The organism is Streptomyces lydicus, assembly GCF_000717345.1.
Classification (GTDB): Bacteria; Actinomycetota; Actinomycetes; order Streptomycetales; family Streptomycetaceae; genus Streptomyces; species Streptomyces lydicus.
Genome location: NZ_JNZA01000012.1, coordinates 312,783 through 339,666, shown reverse-complemented (window position 1 = coordinate 339,666; position 26,884 = coordinate 312,783). Strand labels below are relative to the sequence as shown.

Sequence of the window (26,884 nt, the reverse complement as noted above, 5' to 3'; positions counted from 1 at the left end):
TCTCTCGCGCACAAGACGCCGGCCCTCGCCGCTTTGTGACACCCCGATCTTGTGCTGTACGCCACATGGCCGTGGGTGTCACAGGATGCGAGGCACCGGCATCTCGTGTTCGTCAGACGCCGCGTGAACGACGTACGCGGCGGGCTATTCCACGAGTGAGGACGAAGTCATGGAGTCACGTTTCAACCTGGTCGACAATGAGATCGGTGCCAAATTCGCCAAGCGATTCGGCAACGCCAGCCTGGTCATCCAGCAGTCGTCCCTGCCGAGGTCCACGCAGGAGCTGGTGTCGCTGCGCGCCAGCCAGATCAACGGCTGCGGTTTCTGCGTCGACCTCCACACCAAGGACGCCACGGCCGCCGGTGAAACGGCAGTGCGTCTCCACTTGGTCGCCGCCTGGCGCGAGTCCACCGTGTTCACCGAGGCCGAGCGGGCCGCGCTGGCCCTCGCCGAGGAGGGAACGCGACTCGCTGACGCCCACCAGGGCGTTTCCGACGCGACGTGGGCGCAGGTGCGCAAGCACTACGACGACGAGCAGATCGCCGCGCTGGTCTCCCTGGTCGCCCAGATCAACGCGGCCAACCGACTCGGCGTGATCGTGCGCAACCCGGGCGGCTCTTACGAGCCCGGCATGTTCGCCAACCTGTCGAGCTGATCGCCAGAGGGATATCCGGCCCGGCCCAGGATCGTTCGATCCGGGGCCGGGCCTTCCCAATGCCCGCACGCAGTTGCGTCGAGAGGGGATAGGTACAGCGCAGGCTCGCAGACCGCCCTTCCCGCCTTGGGCCGCATCCAACGCGCGCACCATTGGGCATTCGCGGCCGGAGTACCTGCGCGCGGACAACTCCCGCGTGGCAGAGCCTTTCAATGGGCCCTCGCAAAGGCGGAGTTGAGGACTGCCATGACGTAGGGCCGTTCGGAGGCGGCGCCGGTGGGGTTGAGGGAGTAGGCCACCCGGCGTTTCAGGTTGCGGGTGGCGAAGACGCCGTTGGTCCACCCGGGCAGGGAGCCGGTTTTGCCCCACACGGTGACGCCGTCGTCGAGTGTGACCCGCATCAGGCCGCCGGCGCTGAAGCAGCTCGTCTTGTTGATGCAGTTCGTGTTGGTCGGCGCGCTGGCGACGTCGGGCACGGTGAACGCGAGCTTCTGCTGTGCGGGTGGCAGGAGTCGACCACGGAACAGCGCGGTCATGAACCGGTCCAGATCAGCGGCGGTGGAGATCATTCCGCCCTCGGCCCATGCCCACGGGCTCTGCTCGGTCACCTCGTCCCCACCTATGTATACGCGAGCGTGCGGGGTGGGGACGGACATGTCGTCCGACGAAGGCAGGCTGGTGTTCCGCAGCCCCAGCGGCCGGATGATGCGGCGGGTGAGTTCGTCCTTGAAGGTTCGGCCCGTGACCTTCTCGACCAGCAGGCCGGCGACGAAGGTGTTGACGCCGTTGTACTGCTGGACCCTTTCCGGCTTGGGCGACTGCCCGACCCCGTCGCTCTTGGCGGCTGCGAAAGCATTGCGCACCACGTCCTGGGGCGACACGCTCTTGCGCCACCAACCGGGCCCGTCAGCGGGTCCGGGTATGCCGGCCGGGGCCGGCAGACCGCTGGTGTGGTCCAGGAGTTCGCCCACGGTGACAGTGCCGTACGCAGCCGGGATGAGGGCGGGCAGATAGCGCCGGACAGGCGCATCGATGTCGATGCGACGCTCGGCAGCCAGCTGCAGCACGACCGTGCTGGTGAAGATCTTCGTCACGCTGCCGATGCGGAAGTGAGCGTCACGAGAGCCCTCCCCCGCTGTTCCGGTCCATGGCATCGCGCGACCGTCCCCCGCCACCCTGACCAGTGCACCGGCGACGACCCGATCCGGCAGACGCGTGAGCAGCTCCCGCATCGGCGCAGGATCGAACGAGGCGGCGACAGCCGCCCGCTGCGGAGTTTCAGCAGACGCCATCGCGGCGGGAACGCACGCACCTGCCGTGATCGCGGCGAGGACGAGGCCGGCCACGGTCAGGCGACGGACGGCAGCAGGGCGGTGGCGCATCAGGCTGCTCCCAAGGATCGTGGCGACATCGCCGGGAAACGGTGAACCGTCGATAACTCTGCCTGGCCTGACATCTGGAGCCATCAGGGATCACCCTGAGCAGTCTCCCAGACACCCCCGATACGCCTTGCCGCCCGCAGGACACGCCGAGCTGCTTGTTGTCCGCGCGCGCCGCGGGGCGGGAACCGGCAAAGGAGTTCCCGCCCCACGGCGCTGGTTCACATCCAAGCGGCCTTGGCCGCAAGTGCGTTGGCGATCACACCGTGTCCAACTGATCGAGGAACTGCCCCGTCAGACGCAGGCCGGTGCGCAGGGTTTGGGTGTCGTCGGCGAATCCGATGCGCAGGGTGTGCTCGATGTCGAACGCGGCGCCTGGGGTGAACAGAACGCCGGTCTGCCGCAGCACGCGGGTGCAGAACTCGTAGGAGCCGATCGGGGCGTCGTAGCGCAACAGGGCGGTGGTGCCCGAGGCCGGCTTCACGTAGCTGATGTCGTCGCGGCTGTTGACCCACGCGTCGAGGACGGCCAGGTTGGTGCGGGTGATCTGGTGGGAGCGGGCCAGGATGGCGTCTTTGTTCTCCAGTGCGACGCAGGCCAGGAGGTCGTCGACGCGCCCGACGCTGATCGTGGTGTAGTCGCGGTGTGTCGCGACGGCCTGCAGCAGTGCGGTGGGACCGACGATCCAGCCCAGGCGCAGCCCGGCCAGGGAGAACGGCTTGGACATGCTGCCGGTGGAGATGCCGCGCGCATACAGGTCGGCGATCGAGGTGGTGAACCCGTCACCGGCCTGGTCCACACCCCGGTAGACCTCGTCGCACAGCACCCAGGCCCCGACCCGGTCGGCGATCTTGGCTATGCGGGCCAAGCCGGCCTCATCGATGAGTGCGCCGGTGGGGTTGTTCGGGTTGTTGACGGCGACGAGCTTGGTGTCTGAGGTGACCAGGCGGTCGAGCTCGTCCAGATCTGGCAGCCACCCGTTCTCCTCACGCAGCTGCAGGTGGTCGACGCGGGCGCCGAAGCTGGCCGGGATGGAGTAGTGCTGCTGGTAGGTGGGGACCACGGCCACGACGTGGTCCCCCGGATCGACGAGGGTGCAGTGCACGAGTGCGTTCGCACCGATCGCCCCGTGGGTGATCAGGACGTTGTCCGGGCCCTGGGTCGAGTACAGGTCCGCGACCAGAGCGCGCAGGCGGGAGCTGCCCGGGATCGGCCCGTAGGTGAGCGGGGTGGCGTCCAGCTCGGCCAGCACTTCCGCACGCCGGCCGGACAGGTCCAGCAGCTCACCGGTGGTGAGGGACCGGACGCAGGTCTCGGCCAGGTTGAACCGACAGGTCTCCTCGTGTTCGTTCATCCATTGCTCGACTGCGAATTCGTGGATCTTCACCAGGGCAGTCCCTTCGTCTTCTCGTCGTCTCGTGGTCTGGTCTGGTGGTCTGGTGGTCGGGATGGCGGGCGGCCAAGGCGACCCACGTACGCGGCCGTGCCCGGCGCCGCCGCGGGCGGGAACGCGCGGGTGCGGGGACGTCGGTCGGGATGGAGGTGACGAGCACGCCTGCGGCCAGGTGCCGGAGGTCCAGCACGTGGCGAGATCTTGACCGCACAGAGCCCCGCGCCGGGCAGCACCAGCGGGCAGAGGATGACGTCCGACACCCACGCGTTGAGCAATATATTGCCCACTCGGCGACCTGGCAACTCTTTTGTGCACTATATTGCTCACCATGAGCAGTGAGGTCGCCGCAGGCAGCAGTGCCACCCAGCAGTTCGTCACCCGCATCGGCGGGCGTATCCGCGCCCTGCGCAAGCAGCGCGGTTGGAGCGTGCAACAGCTGGCCGAAGCCAGCGAGGTCAGCCGCCGGATGCTCACCCAGATCGAACTGGGTCAGGCCAACCCGAGCCTCGCCACCGTCGACCGTGTCGCACGGGCCCTGAACACCGACTTCGCCGCCCTGGCCCTGCCCGAGGGCGACGCGACGGGCGCGGAGGTGGAGGGGACGGTCGCGTGGCAGGCCCCGGACGGCAGCCAGGCGCTCCTGCTGGGCGCGACACACGAACCGCGGGCCGAGTTGTGGCGCTGGACCCTGGCACCCGGCGGGCGCTACGACGCAGAGCCCGACCGGCCCGGCGCACAGGAGATCCACCACGTCCTCTCCGGGCGCCTCACGTTGGCACTGCAGGCCGGGCCCCAGGTGTTGGTACCGGGCCAGAGTGCTGTCATCGCCAGCGACCAGGAGTACGCCTACCTCAACGAGGATGCCGAACCGGTCGTCTTCGTACGGGTCGTCACCGGCGCCTGACCTGAGGCTCCGCCAACTCATGGAGCGGACGGGCATGCCTGACGCCGACGGATGGCAGTGGGGCAGCACCCGGGGCCACAACTCCCCCGGCAGGTACGACGCCAGGGCTCGATGAGGGCCACGAGCGTCTCGCGGAGCCAGTACCTTTTGAAGGTTCGTCAGGGGCGGGCAGCCAGGGCGCGGCAGGCGACGCGCCGGGCGGCCACGCGGACATGACGAGACTTGGGGGAAGAACCTGACCAGCGTGATCGACCAGATCCACCGGGCGACGTCCGGCGCGTCGGAGGTGCCGCCGACCTGGGCGCGGAGGTGACCGGCCAACTGCCGGACGACAGCCGCCTCGTCAATCTGCTCGGCTTCTGGAACAGCGGCACCCCCCTGACCTCGTTCCTGGACCTTGACATCGGCCGATCCGGCACCAACCGCAAGCTCCATCCCGACCACGACTGACAGGAACGCGAGGAACGAACGAGCGGGGGCAGGCGAAGGACTTGGAGGGGACCGCCACGGCGGATGTCGGTCTCCCGTCCCCGATCACCTGGCCTGAGTGCGGATCACGCCGCGTCGACGGGCCGGGGGCTGTCGTGGTCCGGGAAGAGGGTGGCCGCGACGTGGTGGGTGTCGGCGTATTCGATGACGGAGGTGATCTTGCCGTCGTGGACGGTGAAGATGCCGAGGCAGCGGTTGTCGTAGCGGCTGCCCTGCGTGGTCGTGGCCTTGGAGGTCCATTCCGCGACGACGCGGTCGCCCTCGGCGAGGGTGCTGACCAGAGCTATTTCCAGGCTGCCGGGGACGAAGGCGGGCCCCATGCCGCCGAGGAAGTCGTTGATGATCGCGTCGCGGCCGTGCCACACCTTGGAGACCGGCAGGCTGCCCGGGTAGTGCCAGGCCGCGTCCGTGGCGAAGCTGTCGTGGATGACATCGGCGTCGCCGTCGCGCACGGCCTCCACGTAACGGATGACGACGGACCGGGGGTCGGTGATGCTGCTCATGGTCATGCTCCTTGGGTTGCTCTGCGAAGTTCGCGGTTGGGGAACGGGGTTCAGGACAGGGTGAGGACGGCCTTGCCGCGGATGCGGCGGTCGCGCAGGTCGGTGAGGGTGGTCGCGGTGTCGGCCCAGTCCGTGACGCGGCCGATCTCCGGGTGCAGACGGCCCTCGTCGGTGAGCCGGACCAACGCCGCCAGGTCGTCATCGAGACGGGAATCCGCGTCGAGGTAGTGGAAGTGGCGGATGACGGCCGACTCGGGGCCGCTGAAGAAATCGAAGAAGTCGAGCGTGACCGGCGTGCGGCTGGCCTGGCCGAACCAGATGAGCGTCCCGCGCCGGGCGAGCCGCGCCAGGGCGAGTGGGAGGGCCCGCCCGCCGGTCGACTCCAGTACGACGTCGTAGGGCCCGCGGGCGTCGGCGACGTCGTGGACGATTTCGGCAGCGCCGAGTCCGGCCAGCCGGGCGCCGCGTTCGGCGTCCCGGGTCACGGCGGTGACCTGCGCGCCCGCCGCGGCGGCGAGCTCGGTCACGTAGTGGCCCACCCCGCCGGACGCACCGGTCAGCAGAACCCGCCGGCCCGGCACGGGCCCCGCGGCGCGCAGCAGCCGCAAGGCGGTGAGCCCGGCCAGCGGCAGCGCCGCCCCCTGGACCACCGAGACGGCGTCCGGCAGTGCCGCGAGCGCGTCGGTCGGCACCGCTACGTACTCAGCCCAGCCGCCCGCCATGGGGTGGCCCACGACCCGGGTGATCCCGGACGGTCCGCTTCCGTCGGCGGCCGGCTGCACCACCAGCCCCGCGACATCCTTGCCGGGGCGCTCGCCGGGGCCGGGCTTCTCCAGCTTGAAGGTCTCGCCCCGGTTGACCGAGAACGCCTCGACCTTCACCAGCGCCTCATGGGGGCGCGGGGTCGGCTCCGGGACGTCGGCGAACACCACTGGTTCGGCGGGATCTCCGGTCGGTATCAGAGCCTTCATCGTGGTCTTCCTCCTCGGCGGCCTCCGGGCCGTCCCCTCGGGGCGTGACGCCTGGTGCGGCGTCGATGACCATCTGACCGCGGGGCGGTACGGCTCGGCCAACAACCAAGCCGTCCGGCCGACAACGTGCGGTTGTCGCATAAGGTCAGCGGCATGGATCTTGACCTCGCCCTGGTCCGCGCCTTCCTCACGACCGCCGGGACGCTGCATTTCGGGCGGGCGGCCGAAGAGCTGAACACCAGTCAGCAGGCGCTGTCCAAGCGCATCGCGCGACTGGAGACCCTGCTGGCCGTCCGGCTGTTCGAGCGCGAGGGCGGCATCCGGCTGTCCGAGGCGGGCGAACGGTTCCTGCCGGCCGCGCGTGAGGCGCTGGCGGCGGGTGAGCGCGCGGTCGCGGCGGTGAGCGGTGCCGGTTCGGCCGTACGGATCGACACCTGGGGACACCTCTACGCGCCGATGCGCACCGTCGCCCAGGCCGCGCAGGCGCTCGGGCCGGTGCGGCTGGAGCCCGGCCCGGGACGCGACTGGCCCTCGGTCGCGCAGGCGCTGCTGCGCGGTGACACGGACCTGGGCCTCGGCCGGGTGCACCCCCTGCCCGACGGCCGCGACGCGGGCCTCACCCAGCGGCTGGTGCGGCTGGAGCCCGTCGACGCGCTGGTCGGCCCGTCCCATCCGCTGGCGGGCGCGGACGCGTTGCGCCCGGCCGAGCTGCGCGACAGCACCCTGTGGTGTCCGGCCGAACTGACCCGCCTGGACTTCCTCCGCCGCTTCGCCGACCACTTCGCGCTCACCCGGCGGCAGGACGGCCCCAACCTGGGCCTGGACCACCTCGTGCAACACCTCCGCGACGACGCCGGGTGCTTCACTCTCTTCCCCGCCGACGCCCCGCTCCCCGACCATGCGGGCCTGCGCGCGATCCCGCTCGTCGAGCCGACCCCGCTGTACGCCTGGTCGCTGGCCTGGCGCGAGTCCGCCCGCCACCCGCAACTCGACACGCTGCTGCGCGGCTTCACCGAAACCGGCCGCTCCCGGCGCTGGCTGGACTACGCCCCTCAGCGAGACTGGCTCCCGGACACCGACCACGCCAAGCTCGCTAGTCGCATGCCCTAGGTCCTGGGGTGGGAGACGCGGGTCACATTCGTCCATGTCACAGGGTGATGGGCTACTTCGTCCAAGGGGTGTAGCCAGTGACAACCGCAGAGGAGCACACCATGGACGCGCGACTGAACTACTTCGCCAGTCCCACCGCCGGCAAGGCCTTCAAGTACTTCATGTCTGCGGGCAAGACGCTCAAGGACTCGTCCCTGCCCGCCGCGACGCAGGAGCTGGTGGCGCTTCGCGTGAGTCAGATCAACGGCTGCGCCTCCTGCATCGACATGCACACCAAGGATGCCGCCGCGGCCGGCGAGACCGCAGTGCGGCTGAACCTGGTTGCGGCGTGGCGGGAGGCCACGGTCTTCACCGAGGCCGAGCGTGCCGCGCTGGAGCTGGCTGAGGAGGGGACCAGGGTCGCGGATGCGGCCGGCGGGGTCAGCGACAAGGTGTGGGAGGGCGCCGCCAAGCACTACGACGAGGAGCAGCTCACCGCCCTGGTGATCCTGGTTTCCTTCATGAACACGGTGAACCGGCTGAACATCATCGCCCAGCAGCCGGCCGGCGACTACACGCCCGGGCAGTTCCACTGAACGTCCACTGAACGGCATCAGCCACTGGCTCGGGGTCCGGCTGCGGGCTCCGGGCCCCGGCCTCGGCGGCGCTGATCCGGCCTGCCGGTGGTCCGGATGATCACCAGCAGATGCCCGCGCGGCGCGTACGGCCGGGTGGGAATGCAGACTCCAAGGGGAGGGAATCCGGCGTGAGCAAGGTCGAGGACTTCGAGGAGCTGCGGCCGCTGCTGTTTTCGATCGCCTACCGCATTCTGGGCAGCGTGAGCGAGGCCGAGGACGCGGTGCAGGAGACGTGGCTGCGCTTCGACGGCTCGGCGACCCGGCCCACGTCGACCAGGGCCTTTCTGTCGGCCGCGGTGACACGAATCTCGATCGACGTGCTGCGCTCCGCGCGGGCGCGGCGGGAGGAGTACGTGGGCCCGTGGTTCCCCGAGCCGCTGCTGAGCGATCCGTATCAGGATCCGGCGCGGTCGGTGGAACTGGCCGACTCGGTGTCGATGGCGGCGCTGCTGCTGCTGGAGCGGCTCAGCCCCCTGGAGCGGGCGGTCTTCCTGCTGCGGGAGGTGTTCGGCTTCGGGTTCGACGAGGTCGCCGCGGCGGTGGGGCGTTCGGAGGCGGCATGCCGGCAGCTCCTGGTGCGGGCGCGGCGGCACATGGAGGCCGGGCGGCCGCGGTTCACGGCGGACGGTCAGGAGCGGCAGGTGCTGGCGACGCGGTTCTTCGACGCGCTGAAGGACGGCGATGTGGGCGGGCTGCAGCAGCTGCTGGCCGCCAACGTGGAGTTGGTCGGGGACGGCGGCGGCAAGGCCCCGCAGCTGGCCAAGGCCGTCATGGGTGCGGAGAACGTGGCCCGGCTGCTGGGCACGGTCTTCCCCTGGCTGCTCCGGATCGACGTGACGTTCGAACAGCACGAGGTCAACGGCCAGCCCGGGGCAATCTTCCGCGACCGGGACGGCAAGGTCCTGCACACCCTGGCCCTTGAGGTGCTCGACGGGCAGATCCGGTCCATCCGCACGGTGCTCAATCCCGACAAGCTCGGCCACCTCGGGCCGGTCGCCGACGCCTGGGCCGTCGACCGCGAGGTGAAGCTGGCCCGCCGGCAGAGGAACTGACCCCGGGGGCGCCCCGCCGAGTTGGCCTGCGCCACGTGAACATCGTCACAACTGCCGTGCCACAGGGGTGGGTTGGCCGCTCCGGGCTAGGACTTGCTGCATGACAGGGCCTGGAGTTGACGTGGTCGCCCGCGGGGCGAGTGTGCATGGTCCGAGAGGGCCGGTGTTCGAAGGGGTGGACCTGGACGTGCCGGCCGGCGGGCTGCTGGCCGCCCACGGGCCGGCAGGTTCCGGGCGTACTTCCCTGCTGCTCGCGCTCGCCGGACGGATGCGGCTGTCCGGCGGGGCCGTCCGCGTCGGCGGGCACGTCCTGCCCGCCGAAGGCCGACGGGTGCGCGCGGCGGTCGCCGTCGCCCGGGCGGCGCCCGCGGTCGCTCTCGAAGGGCGACTGCGGGTGAAGGAAGTGATGGCCGAACGCCGTCTCACCGCGGCAGGAGTGACCGAGCGTCGTATCCGCGAGGCATGCGAGGCCGTGGGCACCGCCCCCCGCGGGACGGACCTGGTCGAGGACCTCGATCCGGTCGAGGCACTGCTGCTGGCGACCGCACTGGCACTCGCCGAGCACCCCGGCGCCCTCGTCATCGACGACGTGGACGACGGCCTGCCGCCCGACGCGCTCGACAGCGTGTGGCAGGCACTGGACCGGGTCCGCGACAGCGGCCCCACCGTGCTGGCCGGCTGCGTCCGCACGCCGCCGCCCACCCCCGGCCTCGTCGCGCTGTCACTTCCGCAGCGCAGCCGGGACCGCCTCCCGGCCCGGACGGCCGTTGCCCGAGAGGACGCCGACGCATGAAGGCCGTCAAGCTGGCACTGCTGGAACTCCGGCGCTTCCGCGGCCCGATGCGCCGCCTGGTCCCCTTATTGCTCTGCCTGGTGCCGTTGCTGTACGGCGCCATGTACCTCTGGGCGAACTGGGACCCGTACGGGAAGACCGACCGCATGCCGGTTGCCGTCGTCAACCAGGACCACCTGGCGCATGCGAAGCAGGGCCGCCGGGTGGACGCCGGTGATCAGCTGGTGAAGCAGCTCAAGGCGTCCGGGACCTTCGACTGGCACTTCGTCGGCCAGGACGAGGCGCGCGACGGGCTGGAGCACGGCCGCTACTTCTTCACCATCGACATCCCGTCCGACTTCAGCCGCAAGCTCGCCACCGGCGCCGACACCCGCCCGAAGCAGGCCGGCATCCGGATCCAACTCAACGATGCCAACAACTACATCGCCGGCATCATGACCGAGGTCGTACAGACCAAGCTGCAGGACCAGATCAACTCGGCCACCCACGCCGCCTACGTGCGCAGCGTCTACGGCGAGCTGTCGGACGTACGCGACAAGCTGACCACCGCCTCCGAGGGCGCACACCGGCTGGTGGGGGCCACCCGAGTGGCCCAGCAGGGCACTTCCACGATCGCCTCCGCGACCTCGACCCTGCGCGACGGGGCCACCGGCGTCGCCGCCGGGGCACAGCAGATCGCCCGGGCGACCGGACAGATCGACGACCTCACGGGCCGTCTGGACCAGGCCGCCGCGGATCGGCTGCCCGGGGCCGCCGCCGCCTTGGTGAGCACCGCCCGGCTGACCACCGACGGCCTGGACGCCGTGCACACCGCTACCAGCGCCACCCGCAAGGGCACCTCGCGGGCGGTGGCCGACCTCACCGATCTCGCCGACTCCCACCCCGAACTGCGCAACGACCCGGTCTACCGAAGGACCCTGAGCCACGCCCGCAGCCTGGACTCGACCGCCACCGCCCTCGACGGACGGGCCGCCGCCGCGGAGAACAACGCCCGCCGATCCCTCCACGAAGCCGAACGCCTCCAGGAAGACGTCGGCTCACTCGGACGCGACGTGCTGGCTCTGCACACCCCGCTCCGTCTCGTCGACACCGGATCCCACAGTGCGGCCGACGGCGCGCACGGCCTCGTCGAGGGGCTCGGCACCCTGGAGAGCGGCTCCGGCGCCCTGCATGCCGCCGCCGAGCAGGCCCACAGCGGCGCCGCGGAGGTCTCCCGCACCGTGGACGACGGACTGCACAAGATCCCCCGCACCAGCCCCGACCAGGTCGCGCACGCCGCCGAGGTGCTGGGCACGCCCGTACACATCGACCGGGCCAACCTGCACCCGGCCGGGGTGTACGGACGAGGGCTCGCACCGTTCTTCTTCGGCATCGCCCTGTGGGTGTTCGGCCTCTTCGCCTACCTGCTGCTGCGCCCCCTCAACACCCGTGCCCTGGCCGGCCGGGTCGGCGCCTTCACCACCGCCGTCGCGGGATGGCTGCCGGCCGCACTGCTCGGGGCGGTGGGGGCACTGGTGCTCTACGGCGTCGTCGACCTGGCCCTCGGGCTCGACCCTGTCCACGGCGTCTGGATGCTCGCGCTCCTGGTCACCGGGGCGGCGGCGTTCGTGGCCGTCGACCACTGTCTGCGCACCGTGTTCGGGGTTCCCGGCGACGTCCTGTCGCTGGTCCTGCTCATCCTGCAGCTCACCGCCTCGGGCGGCCTCTATCCGCTGCCCACCGAGCCGGCCTTCTTCCAGGTGCTGAACCCGATGCTCCCGATGACGTACCTCGTCGACGGGCTACGCGTCACCGTCTCGGGCGGGCTCACCGGAAACCTCCTGCGAGATTTCGCCGTCCTTCTCGCCTTCACCGCCGGCTTCCTCGCCGTGACCGCCCTCGCCGTCCGGCGCCAGCGGATGTGGACGGTCGGACGCCTCCATCCCGACGTCTCCCTGTAAGGGCGTAGGTTCTGACAGAGCGGGAGGAGAAGAACAGCGTCGCCATCGCCTCCAACGAGTCGTTCGGCGGGTGGACGAAGACGTTCACCGATCCCCGTCTCTGCGCGGCCATTGTCGACCGCCTGACCTTCAACGGCACGATCATCGAGACCGGCACCGAGTCCTACCGCCTCGCCAGCACCCGGGCTCGGACCGAAGCGTCGGCCATCACGGGCTGACGACTACAGGGGGTCTCTGCCTGAGCCCAGCGGACAGGGGGCTCTCACAGCTTCTGCTCAAGCTGCTGCGTCATCGGCACCAGCCCGGATGCCTCATAGAAAGACCGGGCTGGTGTGTTGAAGCACCATACGTTTGTGATCAGTCGTCGGCAGCCGGCCTCACGGCCGATCTCGCGCACTGCCTCAAGGAGTGCAGTTCCGACCCCACCACGTGAGGCGTCGGGATCCACGGCCAGTTGCTGCAGCATCACGGCCGAATGACTTTGGACCTGCGGACTTCCCTCGCGCTCCACCACTCGGGCCATGGCATACCCGGCGAGCGAACTTCCGGACGAAAGCTCCGCGACCAGGACGTGCGCAGAGGCGTCGTCGAAGGCGTCGTCGAAGAACGCTTCGAGCCGCGTCTGCTGCGGCTCAGCGACGAAGACGTCAGGTCGTTGCTGGGCGTGCAGGCCATGAACGAGGCCGTGGAGTTCTACGAGCCGCGGACCGTCGTCCTTGGCCGCGGCTCTGATCCGGATCATGCTGCACATGGTGCCCGGCAGACCACACGCCACGCTACGCAATTAGACGACGCGCCGATGCCGCCAACGCCGTTATTTCGCATGACCAAAACGTGAGCCAGTTGATCAGCATCGCTGCCCAAACTCATCAACAAACGCTGTCGCTGCAAGTGAGCAGAGCCAGGCGGCGGCCTTGAGATCGCGCAGCCATGCTTCGAGACCCTGACGGAGGATCTTGGTCGCGGCCTGCGAGCGCACTGCGCCATGTCACGCCGTGTCGCCGAGGGCCTCGGTCCACGCCGCGAGAACGTCCAAGTCGTCGGCGGTCAGGCCGACGCGCGGGTTGATCTGGTGCAGCAGCGCCGGCCCCTGATGATGGGCGGCAACCCACGCGCGATCCGCGCGCGTGATCTCGTCATCGACCCAAGCGAACGCCCGCCCGGCCGCCCACGCAACGATCGGCCGCGTCTTCCAATGTCGCCCGGCCAGGACATCGCGCTCCTCCACCTCCGACGGCTCCGGCCAAGGGATCACACGGAGCGGTGGCAGCCCGATCCGGGGCGCGATGCACTCGTTCGCCTCCTCCCCCCCACGTCGTCGCCCAGACCAACTCGTAGCCGAGCGCGGCCAGCCGCCGTCCCACGGCGGGATCGACCCGTGCCAGCAGTGGGTTCGCCTCCACGGGCGCGCCCTCCGGTCCGACGGAGTAACTCGGCCCCGGACCTCCGAAGGGAATCAGCGGCCCGTCGACATCGAGGAAGAGCAATGGCCGAACGGATCGGCCCCCTGCTGAAGCGTCCGTCAGGAGTTCCTCTTCTTCTTCCGCAGAGCACTCGGTTTGTGGACGGCGGTACGGCCGGTCTTGTCGCTCTCCACCTCGTACTGCGGTTCATCCTGCGAGGCGTCGACGGTCCGTCCGGCCGCTCGAACACGATCGGTGATCTCCTTCTTGACCTTCCCCGTCACCTTGTGGCCGTGGCTTTCCCACGACACCTCGTCGCCCTTTCCGAGATTGCGCTTCTTCGACATGGCACTCTCCTTTTCCTGTATGCGGATGCACGCGGGGATCAGATCGGGTCATGTCTTCAGGTTCGTGCGATTCACCGGGGCCCGCAAAAAGGGACCTGCGGACCTCATCGACTCGATGGGATCACGGACTACCCGGGTCGTCGAGCTCGACCACTCGGAAGCGTTCGGCAACGACCAGGGTGCCATCGTCAACTTCGGCGGTGCGACCCAGGAATTCGCTCACGCCCTCGCTCTGGAAGAACTCTTTGTGGGCGGCCCGCCACTGTGCCGCGTCGGAGTAGCCGCGTCCCTCGGCTCGCGCGAAGTCGTCGTCGATCTCCTTCATGGGGACGACCCGTACGTCGACGAGCTCGATCGTGACGGCCGGACGGCCCTCGGAATCAAGCACCGAGAATCGCTGACCGGTCTGCGGTACGGCCTCTCCGGCGTGCTCGAAGATCTCCAGGAGGCCCGTGAGTGCGGTCTTCTCACCAGTCAGGATCGCCGCCACACCACGGTCACGTTCCGGGCCGGGGAAGGCGAGTTCAAGAGCCGGAAGGTCGTCATGTCCCATCGAGCGAGAGTACGAAGCCCAATCGCGTTGATCAAGGGATACCGCCCGGCTGCCCTCCCCCTCCCCGCACCCGCACTCTCACCACACGCCGCACGAACTAGCTCTGCGGGACGTCCTTGACGAACACGAGCCCGTCGAATCCGGCCAGGTGGGCCGGGTCAAGCGGGGCGTAGCCGAACCAGGGGGATACGCGGGGCGCGGGCCGCGTATCGCCGAGGGCGGTGGCCAGTCGGGCGGCGTCGACGACGTAGCGGTCTTCCGGGAGCGCGTACAGGAGTCCTTCGACACTGTCCGGTGCCGGGGTGTCCACTCCCTGGTGCCGGATCGTGCCGAGGGCCGTGGCCAGGAAGGCATACTCCTCGCCCAGGTGGGCGCTCACGAGTGCGCCGGCGCTCCACCACTCCAGCGGCCGGCCGCCCATCCGCATCGTGCTCTTCTCCCGCTGGAGGTGGCCGTTGTGGGCATGGACCAGGGCCGGGCCCCGTTCGGCGACGGCCAGGAGGTTGTCGGCCATCATCCGGTCCCGTACGCCCACCAGCCGCGTCATGCGGCTCGGTGCGGTGTCGGCCATCCACGAGTGGTAACGCAGCAGGCCGGTGGCGGTGCGCCCGTACAGGCGCGCGCGGTTCCAGTCCTCTCGCGAGGTCTCCTTGATGAGGTGCGGCGTCTGCTCGTCGAGCAACGACACCAGGTCGTCGGCGAGCAGCCGCAGCTCGTTGGCCTCGGCCGACTTTCCGACGGACCGGGTCGGATCCATCATCGCGGCGGTGTTGGTCCACCGGTCGTCGTCGCCGAGCAGGCGGTCGAGCGTTTCCGCGGTGCAGGGGAACAGGTCCGCGTCCACCCGGGCCGAGAGGTAGCCATGGAGGGCGGTGAGGGCCTGCCGGGGGCTCGCGGCGCCGGTGATCTCCAGCGGGCTGCCGTCGAAGCCGGCGAAGCGGAGCTGTTCGGGGGCGGGCCGGCCGTCGTTGTAGGCGCGCATCCAGCGTACGAGCTCGCGGTTGGCCGCGGAGCTGCCCCAACCGTGGCTGAATCCGTGCTCCATGACCTCGTCGAGGGTGCCCGTGCCCGAGGTGACGTAGTCGTCGACGACCAGGCCCCTCATGCAGTCGCTCTCGATCGCGATCGTCCGGTAGCCCTCCTGCTCGACGAGCCGCCGGAAGAGGTCGTTACGCAGGTCGAGCAGCGTGTCCTCGCCGTGGGTGGGCTCGCCCAGGGCGAGCAGCCGCGGCCGGGCCGATAGCAGCTTCATGACGGAGGCGGCTTCGACGGCATGGGTGGTTTCCTTGATGTCCGTAGCCATGCCTTCAACGGTATCGTTGAACCCTCGGTTGAAAGTTCTGCGCGATATTGGTGGGCTCATGGGACGAAACCCTCAAAGCGGTGGGCGGCTCAGGCCGGTTGATCTGGCGCGCGAGCACGGTCTGTCCACGCAGGCGATCAGGAATTACGAGGAGGCCGGCATCCTTCCGGCCGCCGGTCGCACCCCCCACGGCTACCGCACCTATACCTCGCTGCATGCGGGGGCCCTGCGCGCGTTCCTCGCCCTGGTGCCCGGCCACGGCCACCGGACGGCGACGTCGATCATGCGGGCGGTGAACGAGGGCGCAGCCGAGGAAGCGTTCCGCCTCATCGACGAGAGCCACGCCCAGCTCCTCGACGACCGCCGGACCCTCCAGGCCGTGGAGAGCGCCCTCCGTGACCTGGAGCCCCGCACGGCGTCCGAGCCCGGTGTGGGGTCCGGGCCGGCGGCGGTGTCCGGGCCCGGCGACATGTTCATCGGGCCGTTGGCCGGGAAGCTCGGACTCCGGCCCGCGACGCTGCGCAAATGGGAGCGCGCCGGTCTGGTCCGGCCGCGTCGCGACCCGCTGACCGGCTATCGCGTCTACGACGAGGCGGACGTACGGGACGCCCGGCTGGCCCACCAACTCAGGCGGGGCGGTTACCTGTTGGAGCAGATCGCCCCGCTGATCGCCCAGGTGCGGGCAGCCGGCGGGCTGGAGCCACTGGAGGCCGCACTGTGCGACTGGCACGGCCGGCTGTCCACCCGGGGCCGGGCGATGCTCACCGGGGCCGCCCAACTGGAGGCGTACCTCCGCGACCGCGGATGAGACGGGCGGTTGCGCGGAGTACAGCGGCATGCCGGAGCCGAAGCCCGGTGCGTGAACTACGAGAAAGCTCATTCCCTCAGGTCGGCCAAGAGGCCGTCGAGGGACTTACCGAGGGCCCCGGAGTTGGCTGCGTCGAACCATGTGGAGCGGACGCGTTCGTTGATCCCGCCGGGGGTTTCGTGGTGGGCCGCCAGCTGAGGCAGGGAGCGAGACTCGTCGCCAAGGGTGCGGCCGACGGCCTGGAAGAGGCTCCGGACATAGCGGTCCGCGTCGTCGGGGGCGATGCCGTGGCCGGTGGCCCACGAGGTGAGCGTGGCGAGGTACGCGTAGTGGGTGGTCAGTGTTGCGGTCAGCGCGGAGAACACGTCGAACTCCGCTTCGTCCGCGACCGGGAGCGCCCCACCCAGGCGGTTGAAGAGGGAGTCCACCACCGGGTGCCGGGGGCACGTCACGGTGACCGAGCGTCGCTCCCGCACAGCCGGCAGCGGGATGGCCCGCACCAACGGGGCGTCGGTGGCGAGCAGCCGGCGCAGGTCGTCGTTGCCGACGCCGGCCATGACGTTGACCACCACCTTGTCGGCGTCGATCCGCAGGCCCGCCAGGGCCTCGGACCGGTCCTGAGCCCGTACGGCAATGATCACCACGTCGGAGCGGTCGACCACCTCTTGGTTGTCGGCGCACACCTGTACGCGGTCGTAGCGCTCGGACAGCTCTGCCGCTGCCCTGGCCCCTCGGGGAGAGAGGAACACCTCTGGTGTCTCCTCGGCCTCCTCGTTCAGCCCCGTCACGATGGCCCGGCCGATCTCGCCCACCCCGATGATCCCAATACGCTGCATTGCGCCCCCTCAATCTGCTGCTGTCGTGAACGGTACGGGCCGAGGCCCCTGTTGGTCTGTGGCCCTGGCTCGCTCCCGCCGGGCAGCCGGGCCATTGGGCTGTCGGATCGGTGACGTCCCTGGTGGACGCGGGGTGCGTGGTACGGGCCCGGGTGAGCCGCTTGATCACTCGGCCCGCGAGCCGGGTCCCGCCGAGGGTGTTTCCTGACCGCCTTCGGGCGCCGCGGGCGGTGGCGTGAGCGGGGCGGTGGTGGCTCGGGGGATCAGATGGGTGGGCAGGACGATGTGGCGTTCCCGGTCGGTGTCCGGGGTCTCGATGAGCGCACGCGCCAGCTCGCCGGCGGCGCGGCCGATCTCCGTGGGTGACTGCGCGATCGTGGACAACCCGACCCAGCGGGCGATGTCATGGTCGTCGAAGCCGAGAACGGAGAGCCGCTCGGGCACGTCGAAGCCGCTCTTGCGCAGCGTCCACAGCACCGCGACGGCGAGCTCGTCCTGCTCGACGAAGATCGCGGTCGGCGGATGCCGCAGGCTGAGCAGCTGGCCGACCGCCTGCACGACGGTGCGGTCCTCGCCCAGGACGGCGCCGACCACCAGCTCGTCGTCCAGCGGGATGCCCGCGTCGGTGAGCGCCTGGCGGTAGCCGGTCAGCCGTTCGTTGGAGCTGAAGGTGAACCCGCTGACGCCGATCGCCCGCAGGAAGGCGATCCGACGGTGTCCGAGGTTGAGGAGATGCCGGGTGCCGCCGCGGCCCCCGGCCACATCGTCGACGTACACGCTCGGCCTGCCCTCGGCGTGCTGGCTGACGTATATGACCGGCATCTGCAGGTCGTCCAGGCGGGCGCTCTCCTCCTCGGTGAGGTCGAAGGAGAACACCAGCAGCGCATCGGCGTTCCGCCGGGCGGGCAGGCGCTCGAAGAAGTCGGCGCGCTCGGCCATGTCGGGCACGTAGTAGACCACCAGCTCCAGGCCCGCCGCGCGCAGCACCAGCCCGAGCCCTTCCAGCGCCGAACCCACGAACCATGACTTGAGTATCGGCACGAGCACGGCCACCACCCCGGTCTTGCCGGTCACCAGGCTGGCCGCCTGCCGGGAGATGGCGAAGTTCAGCTCGCGGGCCGCGCGTTCGACCCGGTCCCGGACCTCGGCCGAGACGGAGGCGTAGCCGCGCAGGGTGCGCGAGACGGTGGAGGCGGAGACGCCGGCGCGTTCGGCGACGTCGGCCATCGTGGGATGCCGTTGAGCTGGTGACATGCACGGAAGGTAGCACGGCGAGCACACGCCTTCGGGGCATTGATGACAGCGCTGTCATGGGCGCGACCGCCCGTCGATACGGCGCCTCATTCCCGCAGGAAAGCTGCACGGTACAGGCGTATGTCCAGTGCATTACCTGGCCGTAACGCATTGACTTCGCTTGGGGCTGCTCTTAGCTTGAAAGCGCTGTCTCAGCAGCGTCACCACTAGCCGCTCGGAGTGATCCTCCAGACTGTTGACCTGCTACTTCATCTACCTGATGCGAAGACAGCGCAATCAGAAGCGCTCTGCACCCCTGCCCATGCCATCCGGCGGCCGCTGCCGGGAAGGGACGAAACTCCCGCATGACGACAGTCAGTTTCGCAAAGGTCACCCGGTGCTATCCGGGAGCCGACCGGCCTGCGGTCGACGCACTGCATCTGGACATCGCCATGGTGTTCCAGAACTACGCGCTCCACCCGCACATGAGCGTCGCCGACAACACGGGGTTCGCCCTCAAGGTCGCCGGAACGCCGAAGGGCGAGATCGGGCGCCGGGTGCAGGAAGCGGCCAGGATCCTCGACCTGGAGCCGTACCTCCAGCGCAGGCCGAAGGCGCTCTCCGGCGGGCTCGAAGAGGTCCGGATGGCCGAAGACGGCGTCCAACTCGGCGGCAGCCACCTCCCGTTGCCCCGCCGTGTGCGCGCCGCCGTTGCGGCCGAGGGCGGCGACCGCGTCGTGCTGGGCTTCCGGCCGGAGGCGCTGGAGACCGTCGCGCCGGACGAGCGGGGCCTCGGCATGACGGTGACGATGGTGGAGGTGCTCGGCTCGGAGGCGTATGCCCACGGAACTCTTCAGGACGACGACGGCCGCGGAGGGGGCGACAGCGTTCTCGCCGGCCCCGGGACCGGGGCCGATGTCGTCGCCCGGGTCGACCCGCGGACTCCGCCCCGGAAGGGCGAACGGATCACCCTGCGCCTCCGGCCGGACAGCGCGTACTTCTTCTCGGCCGCCACCGGCGAGCGGCTCCCCCACGCGTGACCGACCACCGCCCCGGTTCGCACCACCAGGAGAGACAGTGAAGAGCAGAACGATCAGAGCGCTGCAGAGTGGCGGCGCGGCCTTCGTGGGGCTCGCCGCCCTCGCCGCCTGCGGCCCGGCCGGGGCCGCCAAGGCCGGCGGCCGGCCCACGTTCGAGGGGCGCGGGCCGATCACCTACGTCGCCGGCAAGGACGCCTCCGGATCCGTCCAGGAAATGCTCGACCGCTGGAACGAGCGGCACCCCTCGGAGAAGGTCACCTTCGTCCAGTTGCCCACGGACCCCGACGCCCAGCGCCAGCAGATGATCCAGAACGCGCAGACGAAGTCCGATGCCTATACGGTGCTGGCGCTCGACGCCGTGTGGACCTCGGAGTTCGCCGCGCACCGATGGATCGACCGGCTTCCCGAAGACCGGTATCCGTTGTCGCAGATGCTCAAGCCGATCGTCGAGACCGGCAAGTACCGCGGCGGCCTGTACGCCCTGCCGTTCAGTTCCGACGGCGGCATGCTCTACTACCGCACCGACCTGCTCAAGAAGGCCCGTATCGGACAACCGCCGGCCACCTGGGCGGAGATGAAGGCGGACTGCGCCAAGGTGAAGAAGCTGCCCGAGGCGCGGGGGATGTCCTGTTACGCCGGCCAGTTCCAGAAGTACGAGGGCCTGACCGTCAACTTCGCCGAGGCCGTGAACTCCGCGGGCGGAGTCGTCACCGACGCCAAGGGCACACCGCACGTGGAGACCCCGCAGGCGAAGCGGGGCCTGGACTTCCTGGTCAACTCCTTCAAGGACGGCACCATCCCCAAGGACGCCGTCACCTATCAGGAGGAGGACGGCCGCCGCGCCTTCCAGACCGGGAAGCTGATTTTCCTGCGGAACTGGCCCTACGCCTATCCCCTGATGGCCAAGAAGGACGGCTCCAGCAAGGTCGCGGACCGGTTCCGCACCGCGCCGCTGCCCGGTCTGGACGGGCCCGGCGCCTCCAGCCTGGGCGGCCACAACCTGGCGCTGTCGGCCTCGGCGGAGAACAAAGCGACTGCGATCGACTTCATGAAGTTCCTCTCCAGCCAGGAGATCCAGCGCTTCACGCTGTCCCGCGCACCGGGCGCACCGACCTATGAGGCGCTCTACAAGGACCCGAAGCTGATCAAGCAGTATCCGTACCTCCCCACCCTCAAGCAGTCGATCCTGCACGCCGTGCCGCGGCCCCGGGTCTTCCAGTACGGCGATGTCACGGCCGCGATCCAACAGCAGGTCTACGCGGCCATCACCGGCAGCACGAGCAGCGCGCAGGCCCTGAAGGACCTTCAGCAGACCCTTCGGCAGCAGTCTGCGGGAGAGTGAGGAGCACCCCATGGTGACAACGCAGAACCAGGCCGCGCCCCGCGCGCTGGCCCTCCCGGCGAAGCCCCCGCGGCGCCGCCCGCGGGCCACCTCCGGGACCGGCCGACTCGCGGCCCTGCTGGTCTCCCCGACGCTGCTGGTGCTGGTGGTCGTGGTCCTCTACCCGACGCTCGTGGCGCTGAAGGACTCGCTCTACGGCACCCCCGGACTCAACCCGAAGACCGGATTCGTCAACGACACCGACCCGTTCGTCGGGCTGCAGAACTACGGCGCGATCTTCGGTGCGGCCGGTGCCCGCTTCTGGAACGCCTTCTGGAACACCACGTTCCTGACCGTCACCACAGTCGCGCTGGAGACGGTCATCGGCATCGCGATGGCGCTGATCATGCACCGCGCCTTCCAGGGCCGGGCCCTGGTACGGGCCAGCATCCTGGTGCCGTGGGCCATCCCCACGGCGGTGAGCGGCCTGCTCTGGCGCTGGATCTTCAACAGCAACGGCGTGGCCAACGCCCTGACCGGTCAGCACATCCTGTGGACCACCGAGGGATTCCACGCCAAGCTCGCGGTGATCATCGCCGACGTGTGGAAGACCGCCCCCTTCATCGGCCTGCTCGTCCTGGCGGGACTGCAGGTGATCAGCAAAGAGGTCTACGAGGCGGCCAGGATCGACGGAGCGGGCGCGCTGCGCCAGTTCTGGAACATCACCCTGCCGCTGGTGAAGCCCGCGCTGCTGGTGGCTGTCCTGTTCCGCACGCTGGACGCGCTGCGGATGTTCGACCTGCCGTACATCCTCATCGGCGCCAAGAAGACCTCGGTGGAGACGCTGTCCATGCTCGCCCAGGACCAGGCCGCGAACGTGCGGTTCGGGCCCGCCGCGGCCTACGCGGTGATCCTCTTCGTCTATGTCTTCCTGATCGCGCTGGCCTTCGTCCGGCTGCTGGGCGCCGACGTCCTCGGGGACGACGGTCCGGCCCGCACCCGCCGCTGGTGGCTGCCGCGCCGTCGTACGGAGGTGGCGGCATGACGCTCTCCCCGAAGCTGCGCAAGTGGCTGCTGTACGCGGGAGTCGCCGCGGTCGTGGCCTACTGCCTGGCACCGTTCTACTGGATGCTGGTCTCCAGCCTACGGCGGACCTCGGACATCTTCGCCAACTCACCCTTCCCCACTAGGCTTTCGTTCGAGAACTACCTCGCGGTCCTCGACCCGTCCGAGTCCTTCACCCGGGCCCTGCTCAACAGCCTCGTGGTGGCCGGCACCACCACCGTCGTGGCGCTGGTCCTGGCCACCTTCACCGCCTATGCCATGGCACGGCTGGAATTCCGGCTCAAGCGGCTGGTGCTCACCCTGATCATCGCGACCTCCATGTTCCCGGTGGTGTCGCTCGTGGTCCCGCTGCTGAAGATGTTCGTCGACTTCGGCTGGATCAACAGCTACCAGGCCATGATCGTGCCCAGCATGTCCTTCACGCTGCCGCTCGCGGTCTGGAACCTCACCGCGTTCTTCCGGCAGATGCCCGACGAACTGGAGCATGCCGCCATGGTCGACGGCTGCACCCGCGGCCAGGCGTTCCGCAAGATCATCATCCCGCTCGCCGCGCCGGGCATGTTCACCACCGCGATCATCACCTTCATCGCGGCCTGGAACGAATTCCTCATCGCGCTGTCGATGACGAACAAGCCGGAGATGCAGACCGCACCCGTGGCCATCTCCACCTTCTCCGGGGCGAGCCAGTTCGAGACCCCGTTCGGCAGCCAGATGGCGGCGGGCGTACTCGTCACCGTCCCCCTCGTGATCATGGTGCTGCTCTTCCAGCGCCGGATCGTCGCCGGCCTCACCGCCGGCGCCGCGAAGTAGCCCCCACCGCACACCGAAAAGCCGCAGAGCACCGAGGAGCACGCAGCAGCATGCCCAGCAACAGCCCCGCACCGTGGTGGCGCAGCGCCGTCATCTACCAGGTCTACGTCCGCAGCTTCGCCGACGCCAACGGTGACGGAGTCGGTGACATCGCCGGCATCCGCTCCCGGCTCCCCTATCTGAAGTCCCTCGGCATCGACGCCATCTGGATCAATCCCTGGTACAAGTCGCCGATGGCGGACCACGGTTACGACGTGGCGGACTACCGCGAGATCGACCCGCTCTTCGGCACCGTGGCCGACGCCGAGGCGCTGATCGAGGAGGCGCACGAGCACGGCATCCGCGTCATCCCCGACATCGTGCCCAACCACACCTCCGACCAGCACGCCTGGTTCAAGGCGGCGCGGGCTGCCGGGGCCGGCAGCCCGGAGCGGGCGCGCTACCACTTCCGCGACGGGCGCGGGCCCGACGGGGCCGAGCCACCCAACAACTGGCAGTCCGTCTTCGGTGGCCCGGCCTGGACCAGGCTGCCCGACGGCCAGTGGTACCTCCATCTGTTCGCCCCCGAACAGCCGGACCTCAACTGGCAACACCCCGAGGTGCAGGCGGAGTTCGAGGACATCCTGCGGTTCTGGTTCAGCCGTGGCGTCGACGGCTTCCGTATCGATGTGGCGCACGGCCTGGTCAAGGACCCCGCACTGCCCGATCTGCCACCCCGCGGCGGAACGGACGCCCCGGGGGCCGAGGAGCAGGCGGACCACCCGTACTGGAACCGCGACGACGTGCACGCCATATACCGCGCATGGCGCCGGGTGGCCGATGAATTCCCCGGCGACCGCTCGTTCGTCGCCGAAGCCTGGGCCGACACCCCCGACCGGCTCGCCGCCTACGTACGGCCGGAGGGGCTGCACACCGCCTTCAACTTCGACTTCCTGATGACCAGTTGGGACCCGGCCGCGTTGCGCGAGGTCATCGACCGCTCGCTCGGCACGCTCGGCTCCGTCGGCGCCCCCGCGACCTGGGTGCTCTCCAACCACGACGTGGTACGGCACCCCAGCCGCTTCGGCCGCACGGTGGCCAAGAAGTGGGTCGCCAACGAGCCCTACCGGCCCGAGGGCCCGCTTGACCTCGAACTCGGTGTCCGGCGGGCCCGCGCGGCCGCCCTGCTGATGCTCTCCCTCCCCGGCGGCGCCTACGTCTACCAGGGTGAGGAGCTGGGGCTGGCGGAGGTGGAAGACCTGCCCGAGGACGTACTCCAGGACCCCATCTGGGAACGGTCCGGTCACACCGACCCCGGACGCGACGGCTGCCGTGTCCCGATCCCCTGGTCCGGGCACAGCGCGCCGTACGGGTTCAGCCCCGAGGACGCCATCGGCGCGCCCTGGCTGCCGCAGCCCGCGCAGTGGAAGGACCTCAGCGTCGCGGCGCAGACCGGCGACCCGGCCTCCATGCTGGAGCTCTACCGGCGCGCCCTCCACCTGCGCCGGGACCACCCCGCACTCGGCGAGGGCGACCTGACCTGGCTTGACGCCCCCGCCGGTGTGCTCGCCTACCGCCGCGAGCCGGGCTTCGGCTGCGTCGTCAACCTCTCACCGGAGCCGTACGCGCTGCCGGCACACGAGGCGGTGCTGCTGGCGAGCGGCCCGGTCGAGGACGGCCGACTGGCCCCGGACCACGCGGTGTGGCTCGCCATGTAGCGGCCCGACGCACCGCTGCTTGCGCCCGCCCCGCCCCGCTGCGGGGCGGGCGCAAGCAGCGCGCAAGAACGCCGGTCACCGGATTCCCCCGTCCCCGCCAGGGCGGAAGCGGTTCAGGAGAGCCAGTCGGTGTAGCGGGTGGGGGCGAGGCGGGCGTCCGTGTCGGTTAGGACGTCACCCTTGACGGCGGCGAACATGCCCGCGGTGGGGTCGGTGACGACGGTGCGGCCGTCGGACCTGTGGGCCAGGGTGATCCGACCCAGCTCGTCGAGGGTGAAGACCTCGGGGCCGGCGATGTTGCGAATGCCCCCCAGCGGGGCTCCCGCCGCGACTTCCGCCACCGCGGCGGCCACGTCCTTGGACGCGATCGGCTGGATCGGCGTGGCGGGCAACCGGACGGTGTCACTGTCCGCGGTCCACGACAGGACCGCGTCCATGAATTCCATGAACTGCGTCGCCCGGACGATCGAGTAGGGAATCGGGCCTGCCGCGAGGATGTTTTCCTGGAGCGCCTTGGCCCGGTAGTAGTCCAGCTCAGGTACCCGGTCCACGCCGACGATCGACAGAATGACGAAGTGACGGAGACCGCTCTTCTGGCCCGCGGCCAGAAGGTTGTCCATCGACGCCTGGAAGAAGGCCGCTGAGGCTTCGTCGAAGGTCGGGGAGTTCGTCAGGTTGACGAGGACGTCGGCCCCCGCCACCGCCTCGTCCAGCCCTTCACCGCTGATGACGTCGATTCCGGTGGACTTCGAGTGCGGTACCGCCTCGTGCCCGGCGGCATTCAGATCCTTGACGACCTGCGATCCGATCAGACCGGTACCGCCGATGACTGCGATCTTCATGACATGCCTTTCGTCAGGGGATGCGTCGCATATGGCACATGATCCCCATAAGGGCGTTCAGTGGAGGCCAGGGGCGTACATCTGGCTGACGTGTTGCGCAGTTGGCCCGCTCCCCCACGGGCTCGACTGACCTGCCGAAAGGACGGGAATGCAGCCGCTGGCGAATGGGTGAGCCGCGTTGCGGACTGCGCCGGGTGGCGAATCGTCAGCCCACCTCGTTTCGGGTCGCGTTGCAAGGCCAGATCAACGCTGGATATCCCTTCAGAAATCCCGCCATCCAGGGCCTCCTGGAATACGCCATGAGGTTGCGGGCATTCGGTTGGCACATGCGGCCCGGTCAGCACGGGCCGGGTTTTCCCGCCGATACAGTCGGCCGTGATACCGGTCACCCAGGTGCCCGCGGTTTCGATTTCGGCTTTTGAGAGGCGTTCCATCCATGAGCATGTCCATTCGTAACCAGTTCCCCGGTACCGTCACCGCTGTCGCCGTCGGTGAGGCCATGGCTTCGGTGAAGGTGCGCCTGGCCGGTGGGCAGGACATCACCGCCGCGATCACCACCGATGCCGTCAAGGACCTGGGGCTGGCGGCGGGCTCTGCGGTCAAGGCGCTGGTGAAGTCCACCGAGGTCGCGCTCGCTACCGGCCCGGTCGAGGGCATCTCCATCCGCAACCAGATCGCGGGCACCGTCGCCGACGTCACGACGGGTGGCGCCATGGGCTCCGTCAAGGTCACCGTCGAGGGCGGCGAACTGACCGCTGCCATCACCAAGGACGCCGTCGAGGCCCTCGGGCTGGCCTCGGGCACCTCCGTCGTCGCGCTGATCAAGTCGACGGAGGTCTCCCTCGCCGCCGCCTGATCATCCCCACCTCCCGGATGGACAGCCGGCAGCCCGGCGCCGCTGGTCCTGCCGGCCGGATGACCTGAGCCGCGTCGCACCGGCCCCCGCAGCTGTGTCCTACGCCTCGGCGCCGGCAGCTCCCATGCCTCGCAGCGTCCGTTCACCGGGCCGCGTATTGTCATGGCACGCTGCTGCGCCGCTCACGGGATCGCGCGGACGAGGACCAGAGCCCCCTCGTACGTCGGCTGGCTGCGCAGGTGACCGAACTCTTCGTCCCAGGCGCCGGAGTCCAGGTCGTGGCGCAAGGTCGCGTCGAAGTGTTCGCGGACACGGTCGTCGACGAAACTCCAGGCCGAACACGCCTGACGGGCCGCCGGGTCGAGCAGCAACTCGGGGCGGCCGTAGTACGCCTCGTTGAAGCCGTCGGTGCAGTCCAGGGGTATGGGTACGGTCTGGAGGGTGCTGGTGCCGCCCAGGGCGGCGGTCAGCTGCTCGATCGGCGGGTAGCGGCGGGCCTCGGTGTCGAGGACTTCGGGCGCGTAGCGGTGCAGCCAAAAGCCCCGTACCAGGTCGGGATCGCAGGTGAGGACGACGACCGGGCCACGGGTCACGCGCCGCATCTCCCGCAGCCCGGCCTCGACGTCGGACCACTGGTGCACGCTGAACAGCGTCATCGCCCCGTCGAACTCCCCGTCGGCGAAGGGCAGATCCTCGGCGACGGCGTCGATCGCCGGGGCGAGCTGCGTCGGCCGCTGGGCACGCATCGACTCCGAGGGCTCGACCGCCGTCACGGCACGAAGCACACCCTCGTACGATCCGGCGCCGGCACCGACATTGAGTACCGTCCGGGAGTCGCCCAAGGTCTCGGCGATGAACCGCGCGATCCGCGCGTCCGGCCGACGGAAGGAGGAGTACCCGCCGCCGAACGCGCCGTAGTCGACGTCGCCGGCGCTGCCGTCCTGGGTGCGTGTGGTCATGGCCT

26 protein-coding genes and 3 pseudogenes are annotated in these 26,884 nt (G+C 69.7%); 16 read left to right on the top strand and 13 right to left on the bottom strand.

Going from position 1 to position 26,884, the window contains the following annotated elements; all coding sequences use genetic code 11:
- Positions 1-169: 169 nt before the first annotated feature.
- Positions 170-655, top strand: coding sequence for a carboxymuconolactone decarboxylase family protein (locus OO62_RS14090; RefSeq protein WP_033267671.1), 486 nt, complete (start codon positions 170-172; stop codon positions 653-655).
- A 209-nt stretch (positions 656-864) separates the two neighbouring features.
- On the opposite strand, the gene OO62_RS14085 is transcribed toward OO62_RS14090, so the two are convergent.
- Entirely contained in the window at positions 865-2,001 is a 1,137-nt protein-coding gene (locus OO62_RS14085) for a serine hydrolase domain-containing protein (protein ID WP_248782288.1), read from the bottom strand.
- Positions 2,002-2,293: 292 nt separating this feature from the next.
- A complete protein-coding gene (locus tag OO62_RS14080) occupies positions 2,294-3,421 on the bottom strand; it encodes an aminotransferase (RefSeq protein ID WP_033267669.1) in 1,128 nt (375 codons plus the stop codon).
- A 334-nt stretch (positions 3,422-3,755) separates the two neighbouring features.
- On the opposite strand from OO62_RS14080, the gene OO62_RS14075 reads away from it, so the two are divergent.
- Complete coding sequence (locus OO62_RS14075) at positions 3,756-4,331, top strand: helix-turn-helix domain-containing protein (protein ID WP_051733146.1); 576 nt, start codon at positions 3,756-3,758, stop codon at positions 4,329-4,331.
- Between the two features lie 309 nt (positions 4,332-4,640).
- Complete coding sequence (locus OO62_RS37875; RefSeq protein WP_248782287.1) at positions 4,641-4,781, top strand: hypothetical protein; 141 nt, start codon at positions 4,641-4,643, stop codon at positions 4,779-4,781.
- Between the two features lie 104 nt (positions 4,782-4,885).
- On the opposite strand, the gene OO62_RS14070 is transcribed toward OO62_RS37875, so the two are convergent.
- Both OO62_RS14070 and OO62_RS14065 read right to left on the bottom strand, forming a co-directional pair.
- Positions 4,886-5,323 carry a nuclear transport factor 2 family protein gene (locus OO62_RS14070; protein WP_033267668.1) on the bottom strand — a complete coding sequence of 146 codons (438 nt, stop codon included), beginning with the start codon at positions 5,321-5,323 and terminating at the stop codon, positions 4,886-4,888.
- Between the two features lie 50 nt (positions 5,324-5,373).
- Positions 5,374-6,294, bottom strand: coding sequence for a zinc-binding dehydrogenase (locus OO62_RS14065; protein ID WP_033267667.1), 921 nt, complete (start codon positions 6,292-6,294; stop codon positions 5,374-5,376).
- Between the two features lie 153 nt (positions 6,295-6,447).
- Here OO62_RS14065 and OO62_RS14060 point away from each other — a divergent pair, with 153 nt between their 5' ends.
- The 6 genes and pseudogenes from OO62_RS14060 to OO62_RS37870 all read left to right on the top strand — a co-directional run.
- A complete protein-coding gene (locus tag OO62_RS14060; RefSeq protein WP_033267666.1) occupies positions 6,448-7,404 on the top strand; it encodes a LysR family transcriptional regulator in 957 nt (318 codons plus the stop codon).
- Positions 7,405-7,505: 101 nt separating this feature from the next.
- Positions 7,506-7,979: a carboxymuconolactone decarboxylase family protein gene (locus OO62_RS14055; RefSeq protein ID WP_033267665.1), complete on the top strand. Its 474-nt coding sequence runs from the start codon at positions 7,506-7,508 to the stop codon at positions 7,977-7,979.
- Positions 7,980-8,149: 170 nt separating this feature from the next.
- Positions 8,150-9,073, top strand: a complete 924-nt coding sequence (locus OO62_RS14050) for an RNA polymerase sigma-70 factor (protein ID WP_033267664.1) — start codon at positions 8,150-8,152, stop codon at positions 9,071-9,073.
- A 163-nt stretch (positions 9,074-9,236) separates the two neighbouring features.
- The gene (locus OO62_RS14045) at positions 9,237-9,866 is read left to right on the top strand and encodes an ATP-binding cassette domain-containing protein (protein WP_051733143.1); all 630 of its coding nucleotides are present in this window, start codon (positions 9,237-9,239) and stop codon (positions 9,864-9,866) included.
- Positions 9,863-11,806: a YhgE/Pip family protein gene (locus OO62_RS14040; protein WP_033267662.1), complete on the top strand. Its 1,944-nt coding sequence runs from the start codon at positions 9,863-9,865 to the stop codon at positions 11,804-11,806. Before OO62_RS14045 ends, OO62_RS14040 begins: the two co-directional genes overlap by 4 nt.
- Before the next feature lie 8 nt (positions 11,807-11,814).
- A pseudogene (locus tag OO62_RS37870) lies at positions 11,815-12,024 on the top strand (ATP-binding protein); the annotation flags it as partial.
- 44 nt (positions 12,025-12,068) lie between these two features.
- Here OO62_RS37870 and OO62_RS14035 read toward each other — a convergent pair.
- The 5 genes and pseudogenes from OO62_RS14035 to OO62_RS14015 all read right to left on the bottom strand — a co-directional run bounded on the left by OO62_RS14035 (position 12,069) and on the right by OO62_RS14015 (position 15,412).
- Positions 12,069-12,548 (bottom strand): GNAT family N-acetyltransferase, encoded by a 480-nt coding sequence (locus OO62_RS14035; protein ID WP_033267661.1) that lies wholly within the window; start codon positions 12,546-12,548, stop codon positions 12,069-12,071.
- A 246-nt stretch (positions 12,549-12,794) separates the two neighbouring features.
- A pseudogene (locus OO62_RS36460) lies at positions 12,795-13,332 on the bottom strand (HAD domain-containing protein).
- Complete coding sequence (locus OO62_RS14025; protein WP_033267660.1) at positions 13,329-13,556, bottom strand: hypervirulence associated TUDOR domain-containing protein; 228 nt, start codon at positions 13,554-13,556, stop codon at positions 13,329-13,331. The pseudogene OO62_RS36460 and the gene OO62_RS14025 overlap by 4 nt, the downstream one beginning before the upstream one ends.
- A 121-nt stretch (positions 13,557-13,677) precedes the next feature.
- The gene (locus OO62_RS14020) at positions 13,678-14,109 is read right to left on the bottom strand and encodes an ASCH domain-containing protein (RefSeq protein ID WP_033267659.1); all 432 of its coding nucleotides are present in this window, start codon (positions 14,107-14,109) and stop codon (positions 13,678-13,680) included.
- 97 nt (positions 14,110-14,206) lie between these two features.
- The gene (locus tag OO62_RS14015; protein WP_033267658.1) at positions 14,207-15,412 is read right to left on the bottom strand and encodes an erythromycin esterase family protein; all 1,206 of its coding nucleotides are present in this window, start codon (positions 15,410-15,412) and stop codon (positions 14,207-14,209) included.
- Between the two features lie 58 nt (positions 15,413-15,470).
- Here OO62_RS14015 and OO62_RS14010 point away from each other — a divergent pair, with 58 nt between their 5' ends.
- Positions 15,471-16,220 (top strand): TioE family transcriptional regulator, encoded by a 750-nt coding sequence (locus OO62_RS14010; RefSeq protein ID WP_033267657.1) that lies wholly within the window; start codon positions 15,471-15,473, stop codon positions 16,218-16,220.
- A gap of 68 nt (positions 16,221-16,288) precedes the next feature.
- Here the strand turns inward: OO62_RS14010 and OO62_RS14005 are convergent, their stop codons facing one another.
- Entirely contained in the window at positions 16,289-17,056 is a 768-nt protein-coding gene (locus OO62_RS14005) for an NAD(P)-binding domain-containing protein (RefSeq protein WP_033267656.1), read from the bottom strand.
- Between the two features lie 165 nt (positions 17,057-17,221).
- Entirely contained in the window at positions 17,222-18,310 is a 1,089-nt protein-coding gene (locus OO62_RS14000; protein WP_318533639.1) for a LacI family DNA-binding transcriptional regulator, read from the bottom strand.
- Between the two features lie 344 nt (positions 18,311-18,654).
- On the opposite strand from OO62_RS14000, the pseudogene OO62_RS41715 reads away from it, so the two are divergent.
- The 5 genes and pseudogenes from OO62_RS41715 to OO62_RS13975 all read left to right on the top strand — a co-directional run.
- Positions 18,655-18,918, top strand: a pseudogene (locus tag OO62_RS41715) (sugar ABC transporter ATP-binding protein); the annotation flags it as partial.
- Between the two features lie 448 nt (positions 18,919-19,366).
- Complete coding sequence (locus OO62_RS13990) at positions 19,367-20,671, top strand: ABC transporter substrate-binding protein (RefSeq protein ID WP_033267654.1); 1,305 nt, start codon at positions 19,367-19,369, stop codon at positions 20,669-20,671.
- Between the two features lie 10 nt (positions 20,672-20,681).
- Positions 20,682-21,695 (top strand): carbohydrate ABC transporter permease, encoded by a 1,014-nt coding sequence (locus tag OO62_RS13985; RefSeq protein ID WP_051733140.1) that lies wholly within the window; start codon positions 20,682-20,684, stop codon positions 21,693-21,695.
- Positions 21,692-22,525: a carbohydrate ABC transporter permease gene (locus OO62_RS13980; RefSeq protein ID WP_033267653.1), complete on the top strand. Its 834-nt coding sequence runs from the start codon at positions 21,692-21,694 to the stop codon at positions 22,523-22,525. The genes OO62_RS13985 and OO62_RS13980 overlap by 4 nt, the downstream gene beginning before the upstream one ends.
- A gap of 50 nt (positions 22,526-22,575) precedes the next feature.
- Positions 22,576-24,222 (top strand): glycoside hydrolase family 13 protein, encoded by a 1,647-nt coding sequence (locus tag OO62_RS13975; RefSeq protein WP_033267652.1) that lies wholly within the window; start codon positions 22,576-22,578, stop codon positions 24,220-24,222.
- 113 nt (positions 24,223-24,335) lie between these two features.
- Here the strand turns inward: OO62_RS13975 and OO62_RS13970 are convergent, their stop codons facing one another.
- A complete protein-coding gene (locus tag OO62_RS13970; protein ID WP_033267651.1) occupies positions 24,336-25,064 on the bottom strand; it encodes an SDR family oxidoreductase in 729 nt (242 codons plus the stop codon).
- Between the two features lie 436 nt (positions 25,065-25,500).
- Here OO62_RS13970 and OO62_RS13965 point away from each other — a divergent pair, with 436 nt between their 5' ends.
- Positions 25,501-25,920, top strand: coding sequence for a TOBE domain-containing protein (locus OO62_RS13965; protein ID WP_033267650.1), 420 nt, complete (start codon positions 25,501-25,503; stop codon positions 25,918-25,920).
- 182 nt (positions 25,921-26,102) lie between these two features.
- Here OO62_RS13965 and OO62_RS13960 read toward each other — a convergent pair whose 3' ends face one another.
- Complete coding sequence (locus OO62_RS13960; RefSeq protein WP_033267649.1) at positions 26,103-26,879, bottom strand: class I SAM-dependent methyltransferase; 777 nt, start codon at positions 26,877-26,879, stop codon at positions 26,103-26,105.
- Positions 26,880-26,884: the final 5 nt, after the last annotated feature.

What these genes read in the sequence shown, in the direction of transcription:
- OO62_RS14090 (WP_033267671.1), top strand. Translation starts at nt 170, where the DNA reads ATGGAGTCACGTTTCAACCTGGTCGACAATGAGATCGGTGCCAAATTC.
- OO62_RS14075 (WP_051733146.1), top strand. Translation starts at nt 3,756, where the DNA reads ATGAGCAGTGAGGTCGCCGCAGGCAGCAGTGCCACCCAGCAGTTCGTC.
- OO62_RS14070 (WP_033267668.1), bottom strand. Translation starts at nt 5,323, where the DNA reads ATGAGCAGCATCACCGACCCCCGGTCCGTCGTCATCCGTTACGTGGAG.
- OO62_RS14065 (WP_033267667.1), bottom strand. Translation starts at nt 6,294, where the DNA reads ATGAAGGCTCTGATACCGACCGGAGATCCCGCCGAACCAGTGGTGTTC.
- OO62_RS14060 (WP_033267666.1), top strand. Translation starts at nt 6,448, where the DNA reads ATGGATCTTGACCTCGCCCTGGTCCGCGCCTTCCTCACGACCGCCGGG.
- OO62_RS14055 (WP_033267665.1), top strand. Translation starts at nt 7,506, where the DNA reads ATGGACGCGCGACTGAACTACTTCGCCAGTCCCACCGCCGGCAAGGCC.
- OO62_RS14040 (WP_033267662.1), top strand. Translation starts at nt 9,863, where the DNA reads ATGAAGGCCGTCAAGCTGGCACTGCTGGAACTCCGGCGCTTCCGCGGC.
- OO62_RS14035 (WP_033267661.1), bottom strand. Translation starts at nt 12,548, where the DNA reads ATGATCCGGATCAGAGCCGCGGCCAAGGACGACGGTCCGCGGCTCGTA.
- OO62_RS14025 (WP_033267660.1), bottom strand. Translation starts at nt 13,556, where the DNA reads ATGTCGAAGAAGCGCAATCTCGGAAAGGGCGACGAGGTGTCGTGGGAA.
- OO62_RS14020 (WP_033267659.1), bottom strand. Translation starts at nt 14,109, where the DNA reads ATGGGACATGACGACCTTCCGGCTCTTGAACTCGCCTTCCCCGGCCCG.
- OO62_RS14015 (WP_033267658.1), bottom strand. Translation starts at nt 15,412, where the DNA reads ATGGCTACGGACATCAAGGAAACCACCCATGCCGTCGAAGCCGCCTCC.
- OO62_RS14010 (WP_033267657.1), top strand. Translation starts at nt 15,471, where the DNA reads ATGGGACGAAACCCTCAAAGCGGTGGGCGGCTCAGGCCGGTTGATCTG.
- OO62_RS14005 (WP_033267656.1), bottom strand. Translation starts at nt 17,056, where the DNA reads ATGCAGCGTATTGGGATCATCGGGGTGGGCGAGATCGGCCGGGCCATC.
- OO62_RS14000 (WP_318533639.1), bottom strand. Translation starts at nt 18,310, where the DNA reads ATGTCACCAGCTCAACGGCATCCCACGATGGCCGACGTCGCCGAACGC.
- OO62_RS13985 (WP_051733140.1), top strand. Translation starts at nt 20,682, where the DNA reads ATGGTGACAACGCAGAACCAGGCCGCGCCCCGCGCGCTGGCCCTCCCG.
- OO62_RS13980 (WP_033267653.1), top strand. Translation starts at nt 21,692, where the DNA reads ATGACGCTCTCCCCGAAGCTGCGCAAGTGGCTGCTGTACGCGGGAGTC.
- OO62_RS13975 (WP_033267652.1), top strand. Translation starts at nt 22,576, where the DNA reads ATGCCCAGCAACAGCCCCGCACCGTGGTGGCGCAGCGCCGTCATCTAC.
- OO62_RS13970 (WP_033267651.1), bottom strand. Translation starts at nt 25,064, where the DNA reads ATGAAGATCGCAGTCATCGGCGGTACCGGTCTGATCGGATCGCAGGTC.
- OO62_RS13965 (WP_033267650.1), top strand. Translation starts at nt 25,501, where the DNA reads ATGAGCATGTCCATTCGTAACCAGTTCCCCGGTACCGTCACCGCTGTC.
- OO62_RS13960 (WP_033267649.1), bottom strand. Translation starts at nt 26,879, where the DNA reads ATGACCACACGCACCCAGGACGGCAGCGCCGGCGACGTCGACTACGGC.